The organism is Kineosporia sp. R_H_3, from assembly GCF_002198675.1.
GTDB lineage: Bacteria > Actinomycetota > Actinomycetes > Actinomycetales > Kineosporiaceae > R-H-3.
Genome location: NZ_MWLL01000221.1, coordinates 1 through 5,973 on the forward strand (window position 1 = coordinate 1; position 5,973 = coordinate 5,973).

Sequence of the window (5,973 nt, forward strand, 5' to 3'; positions counted from 1 at the left end):
CGGCGTGCCGCCGCCGGCCGGCGCCGCCCAGGGGGCGCGCCAGTGGTCGGGGCGGGGGTCCGTGGTCTGGGTCATCGCGGTCACCTCTGTCGTGGACTTGGTGACTTCTATATGACCCCCTGCCGCTGGGCGCACCATCCGACGACCCTGGGAGTTGGCTGGGAGCCGGTGACCGCGGCGGCACCCCGGGCGGCGAGCCGGAGAACGGGGCCCAAAACGCGGCGGCCGGCAGGACGCTCACGCGTCCGGCCGGCCGAGCCGGGTCCGCCGTGGGGCGGGACCTGGCCGAGCGGTCCTCCGGTCAGTCCCGGTCGGAGGTGTCGGTCAGGGGCGGGGAGGACAGCCGGACCCGCTTCGGGTTGGCCACGGTCGTCAGGCCCACGGAACGGTCGTCGTCGGCGGGCTGGTTGGTGTTCGTCATCCACGTCTCCTCGTCGAGCTGTGTCGGTTCGAGCTGTTCCGGGCGAGCCGGCGGTCCTGCGGTACGTCGGGCACCACCCGGCCCGTGCGGACGGGCGGCTGGCGCGGGGTGCGGCCCGGTCGGGCCGCCCCCGCGGGAAGGAGTCTCGCGGTCCGAGGTGTCCGGTGCGTTTCCCGACGGGAACATCCTCGTCAAGGTCGTACCCCGAACTTGTGTTCCCGAACACAGATGCAACGAACGTCACACCTGGCGGGTCCGGTCCGCGAAAACGCTTGCATCCCAACGGGATCCACGACCGGTCCGGTTCGTGACGGCCTGGACCCGTTGCGGTGCAACGGTTCCGCCCGCCGGCGTCCGGGCCGGTCGGAGCCCCGACGACGATCATCGCGGGCCGGCGCGGGCGGGGGCTGCCCGACGCCACGGTGTGGGAACGGTCACGCCGCAACGGGGGACGGCCCGGCGCCGGACGCCCGAGGGCCGAACGGCCGACGTCCGGCGCCGGGGCCCGGACGTGCGACGGGGCGCCGCGGCGTGGCCGCAGCGCCCCGTGGTGGAGCGGGTGGGTCGGTCGTCTCAGGCGACGCCGACGACCTGCGACGCGAGGTCGCGGTCGCGGGCCGCGACGAGGACGCGGAAGCGGCCCGTCGAGCCGGGCATCGAGCCCACCGGCTGGACCACGGCGTGCAGCCCGACGTCGGCGAGGCACTCCTCGACGAAGTAGAGGCTGTCGCGGCCGATCTCGGCGACCGGGACGAGCCGGTTCGGGCTCGGCGCCGGCGCGACCGCGTCGAGGAAGCGTGTCCAGCGCGACCGCTGGTCGGCGGTGCGGGCCTCACGCGTGGTGGCGGGGGCGTGGATCGGGGCGGACATGTGGATCATCACTCCTGTGGGGGTGACCAGGATGGTCCCGTCGGCGCGCCGTCGCGCCGGGCGAGGTTCGGCGGGCCGCTCCGAGGCGGCCCCACCGCTGCCCTCGGCAGGGGTGCCGGGTTGCGGTCACCCTGTCCGAGAACGCTTTCATTCTCTCACTCCGTCGGCGTCCGCGCCCTCGAGGACGAGCCCTGCGGGCAAACCGTGAGCGGGATCACCGGATTGGTGAACAACTTTCGCGAGGGTCGGGGCGCTACTCGGACGGCGCGGCCGGGAGGGTCACGCGGAAGGTCGCGCCCCCGCCGGGCGTCGTCCGGACGCCGACCTGCCCGTGGTGGGCGGACACGACGGCCGACACGATCGACAGGCCCAGGCCGGAGCCGCCGCCCTTGCCCCGCTGGCGGGAGGAGTCGGCCCGGTAGAAGCGCTCGAAGATCTTCGCCGCGTGCTCGGGCGAGAGGCCCTGGCCGTGGTCGCGGACCTCGAGGACCGCCGAGCGGGTGCCGTCCGGGCCCGTCTCCGTGCCGACGGCGACCTCGACGGGCGTACCGGGCGCGGTGTGCCGGACGGCGTTCGCGACGAGGTTCGCGACGACCTGACGGAGCCGGTCCTCGTCGCCGACGACGCCCGACGGGACCGGTCCGACACCGGGGCGCAGCCCGACGAGCTGCACGGGGCGGTTCGGGTCGAGGCCGCGGGCGTCGTGGACCGCGTCACCGGCGAGCACCGTGAGGTCGACGCGCTCGACCCGGCCGGGTCGCTGCTCGTCGAGCCGGGCGAGGAGCAGGAGGTCCTCGACGAGGCCGCCCATCCGGGTGGCCTCGTCCTCGATGCGGCGCATGGTGCGCGGGACGTCGTCCGTCGGGACGGCGCCCTGCCGGTACAGCTCGGCGAACCCGCGGATCGCGGCGAGCGGCGTCCTCAGCTCGTGGGAGGCGTCGGCGGCGAACCGGCGGGTGCGCGCCTCGGAGGCCTCCCTGGCCCGGAAGGCGGCCTCGATGTGGCTGAGCATCGTGTTGAGGGAGGCGGTGAGCCGGCCGACCTCGGTCGTCGTGGGCCGCTCCTGGATCCGTCGGGAGAGGTCCCCGCCGGCGATGAGCGCGGCCGTCTCCTCGACCTCGACGAGCGGGCGGAAGGCGCGTCGGATCGCCAGCCAGCCGAGCAGCGCGAAAACGGCGATCGCCGCGCCGCCGATGCCGAGCGTGAGCAGCCGCAGGGTGCGCACCGAGGCGTCGACCTGCGAGGTCGGCAGGGCGAGCGTCACCGTGCCCGGGTACGACGACAGGCTCAGGGAGGGGCGGACGCCGACCGGCACGACGACGGCCCGCCACGGCGTCCCGTCCGCGGACTCGAGCTGGAAGACCGCGCCGTCGAGCTCCTCGGCCTGCTCGTAGCTGATGTCGGTGAAGACCGGGGTGGCCCGCTCGGGCCCGGAACCGTTGGTGCTGTTGAGGTCCGGCCGGGACGGGACGGTGACCCGGGTGGCGAACTGGGCCGGTCCGCGGCGGTCGTCGTCGTCGGTGCGGGTCAGGCCGGACAGCAGCCGGTTGTCCCCGCCGACCGCCTGCTCGTAGGTCGCGCTGAGCTGGTCGTCGATCTGCTGGACGAGATAGCCGCGCAGCACCCACTGGACGCCGAACCCGGTCGCCGCGAGCGCGAGGAGCAGGGTGCCGACGAGGACGGCGACGAGCTGGGTGCGCAGCGGGATCGCCGCGAGCCGCGACTCGGCGGGCCGGGCCGCGGCGTCGTCGGGCGCCGGGCCGTCCGGTGCGTCGTCCGGTGCGTCGTCCGGTGCCGGGTCCGCCCCCGGGGTCACGTCGACGGCGTCCGGGGCGGGGCCGGCGAACAGGTTCACCGGGGGCTCGGTCCGGGGGCCGGGACGTGCCGGCTCCGGCCCGAAGGCCGCGACGTCGATGCCGCGGGTGGGCTCGCTCATGCCTCGGGGGGCAGCCGCAGGACGTAGCCGACGCCGCGCCGGGTGTGGATGAGCGGCGGGTCGACGTGGTCGATCTTGCGGCGCAGGTAGGAGATGTAGGACTCGACGATGCCGGACTCGCCGTTGAAGTCGTAGGCCCAGACGTGGTCGAGGATCTGGGCCTTCGACAGCACCCGGTTCGGGTTGAGCATGAGGTAGCGCAGCAGCTTGAACTCGGTCGGCGACAGGTCGACGAGCTTGCCCGCGCGGCGCACCTCGTGGGAGTCCTCGTCGAGCTCGAGGTCCTCGAAGACGAGGCGGCCGGTGTCGGGGTCGCCGCCGACGCCCGTGCGGCGCAGCACGGCGCGGATCCGGGCGACGACCTCCTCGAGGCTGAAGGGCTTGGTGACGTAGTCGTCGCCGCCGACCGTGAGCCCCTGCACCTTGTCCATCGTCTCGTCGCGCGCGGTGAGGAACAGGACGGGCATCTCCCGGCCGCGCTCGCGGAGCTTGCGGGTCACCGTGAAGCCGTCGAGGTCGGGCAGCATGACGTCGAGGACGACGAGGTCCGGGCGGTGCTGCTCGGCGAGCTTCAGCGCCTCGGCGCCGTCCTCGGCCGGGAACACCTCGAAACCGGCGAAGCGCAGGCTCGCGGTGAGGAGTTCGCGGATGCTCGGTTCGTCGTCGACGACGAGAAGCCGCGCCTCAGGGGTCTTGTCTGCCACCTGACCAGTCTCTCTCGTCCTGCTGTGAACTCGCTGGGAGACTGCTGTGCGGAGCGTGCACGGTGTGCAGGGTGAGGTCGGCCGGCGGCACGCTCAGGGCGACGATCGCGGCGACGAGGAGCACCGACGGCCCCAGGGCGGCGTCCCACGTGAGGACGGCCGGGGCGGTCGGCGACGCGTGCCGGGGCCGCAGGTGCATGCTGACGGGATCGGACCCGGCGCGGCCCGCCTTGAGGGCCCGGCGGCCGCGGGTCGGTCAGGACGGCGGGCCGGTGACCGTCCGGACGGCGCCGTACCCGTCGACGAGGACCACCGCGTGGTCGGCGAGCGTCGACGCCCACTGCGCGGCGGCCGCGCCGCGCACGAAGGCCGCCGTCGCGTAGACGTCGGCCCAGGTCAGGCTCGGGCCGACGACCGTCGCCGAGAGCAGCCGGAACGGCGCGGCACCGGTCGCCGGGTCGACGATGTGCGCGCCCCGCGCCGCCGTGCCCGACGTCGCGACCGCGCCGCGGCGCAGCGGCACCGTCAGCAGCATCCGGCTGCGGTCCCGCGGGTCCTCGACGCCGACCGTCCAGTCCGGCGTGTCCGTGCGCGCGCACGCGACGACGACGTCGCCGCCGGCCGAGAGAAGCACGTCGTGCGGGCCGAGGGCGGCGAGCCGGTCGACGAGCCGGTCGAAGGCCTGCTCGGCGGCCCAGCCCTTGACGAGACCGGTCGGGTCGAACGCAGGGTGCCCGCCCCCGGCCGTCGGCAGCCAGGCGGAGAAGGCGCCGCCGGTGCGTCGCGCGGCCTCCTCGCAGAGGGCGGCGACGCGCCGGACCCGCTCGGGGGCGTCCTCGAGGCGGAGCTCGCCGCGCCGGACCCGGCTCACCGGGCTCTGCGGCTTCCAGGTGCTGAACATCGCGTCGTCGGCCCGCAGGTCGGCGAACGCCGTCGCGACGGCGCGGGCCACGCGGTCGTCGCGGGCGAGCGGCCCGCGGACGTGGACGCTCATCGGCAGCCCCATCACCTGCTCGACGAACGAGCGCCGGGGCTGCTCGACGATCGGGGTCGCGCCGTCGAGCGCCGGCGGGGCCGCCGGGTCGGTCCCGGGTCGGGCGGTCCGGGACGTCACAGGTGCGCCTGGTCGATCGCGGACTGCAGGGACTGGATGTAGCCCATGCTCGTCACGGTGGCGCCGGAGACGGCGTCGATGTCGGCGCTCTGGGCGGCGGTGACCTCCTCGGCGAGGACGGGCAGCGCGTAGGTGTTGATCTCGACGTCCCGGTGGTTCTCCTGCGGGTACTGGACCGCCTCCGATGTGGTGATCTTGCCGTTCTTCACGGTGATCTCGACCTGGACGACGCCCCAGCGGGTCATGACCGCGTCGCCGGTGAAGGTGCCGGAGGACGACGAGGAGCCGGACGACGACGAACCGGACGACGAATCCGACGAGGAACCCGACGAGGAACCCGACGAGGAACCCGACGACGTCGAGTCGTCCGAGGACGTCGAGCCGTCGGCCGACGTGTCTGCGGAGCCGGTCCCGTCGGACTGCCCGTCGGACTGCCCGGCCGTCGTCCCGCCGGTCGTCCCGGTGCTCGCGAGCGCCGTCCCCGAGTTGGTGCTCGTGTGGTAGCTGAAGAGCAGCACGAGACCGCTGAGGGTGCTCATGAGGCCGATCGCGATCTTGCGCATGGGGTGCCTTCTCCTTACCAGGTGAAGCGTTCGTCGTGGATGCGGGTCTCTGGCACGCCGGCTGCGGTGGCGGCGGTGCGGGCGGCGTCCATCCAGGTGTCCGCGCCGCAGAGGTAGACGTCGTGCTCGGCGATGTCGGGGACGAGCTGGGTGAGGGCCTGGGCGTCGGTGAGGTGCGCGGCGGTGGCGGGCAGCCAGGAGGGTGACCCGTCCCGGCGCCGGGCGCGCGGGCCGAGGACGTAGTAGACGCGGTGGCCGTGGGTGGCGGCGAGGGTGTCGAGCTCGTGCTTGAGGACGAGGTCGGTGGTGTCGCGGGCGCGGTAGATCAGGGTGATGTCGCCGGGGTGGGCGGGGAGCTCCTCGAG

At 74.6% G+C, this 5,973-nt stretch carries 5 protein-coding genes and 1 pseudogene; all 6 read right to left on the minus strand.

Annotation, left to right across the window (positions count from 1 at the left end; genetic code table 11):
- Positions 1–994 precede the first annotated feature (994 nt).
- Positions 995–1,291, minus strand: a complete 297-nt coding sequence (locus tag ECOMGDLI_RS28030; protein WP_143447991.1) for a hypothetical protein — start codon at positions 1,289–1,291, stop codon at positions 995–997.
- Between the two features lie 253 nt (positions 1,292–1,544).
- On the minus strand, positions 1,545–3,227 hold the full coding sequence (locus ECOMGDLI_RS28035; RefSeq protein ID WP_088320145.1) for a cell wall metabolism sensor histidine kinase WalK: 1,683 nt from the start codon (positions 3,225–3,227) through the stop codon (positions 1,545–1,547).
- Entirely contained in the window at positions 3,224–3,931 is a 708-nt protein-coding gene (locus ECOMGDLI_RS28040; protein WP_088320146.1) for a response regulator transcription factor, read from the minus strand. Before ECOMGDLI_RS28040 ends, ECOMGDLI_RS28035 begins: the two co-directional genes overlap by 4 nt.
- A gap of 256 nt (positions 3,932–4,187) precedes the next feature.
- The gene (locus ECOMGDLI_RS28050) at positions 4,188–5,045 is read right to left on the minus strand and encodes an FAD:protein FMN transferase (RefSeq protein WP_198955247.1); all 858 of its coding nucleotides are present in this window, start codon (positions 5,043–5,045) and stop codon (positions 4,188–4,190) included.
- On the minus strand, positions 5,042–5,608 hold the full coding sequence (locus tag ECOMGDLI_RS28055) for an FMN-binding protein (protein WP_088320148.1): 567 nt from the start codon (positions 5,606–5,608) through the stop codon (positions 5,042–5,044). The genes ECOMGDLI_RS28050 and ECOMGDLI_RS28055 overlap by 4 nt, the downstream gene beginning before the upstream one ends.
- A 14-nt stretch (positions 5,609–5,622) precedes the next feature.
- A pseudogene (locus ECOMGDLI_RS35565) lies at positions 5,623–5,973 on the minus strand (oxidoreductase); the annotation flags it as partial.

Excerpts from the sequence above, each read along its gene's own strand:
- ECOMGDLI_RS28030 (WP_143447991.1), bottom strand. The coding sequence starts at position 1,291 with ATGTCCGCCCCGATCCACGCCCCCGCCACCACGCGTGAGGCCCGCACC.
- ECOMGDLI_RS28035 (WP_088320145.1), bottom strand. The coding sequence starts at position 3,227 with ATGAGCGAGCCCACCCGCGGCATCGACGTCGCGGCCTTCGGGCCGGAG.
- ECOMGDLI_RS28055 (WP_088320148.1), bottom strand. The coding sequence starts at position 5,608 with ATGCGCAAGATCGCGATCGGCCTCATGAGCACCCTCAGCGGTCTCGTG.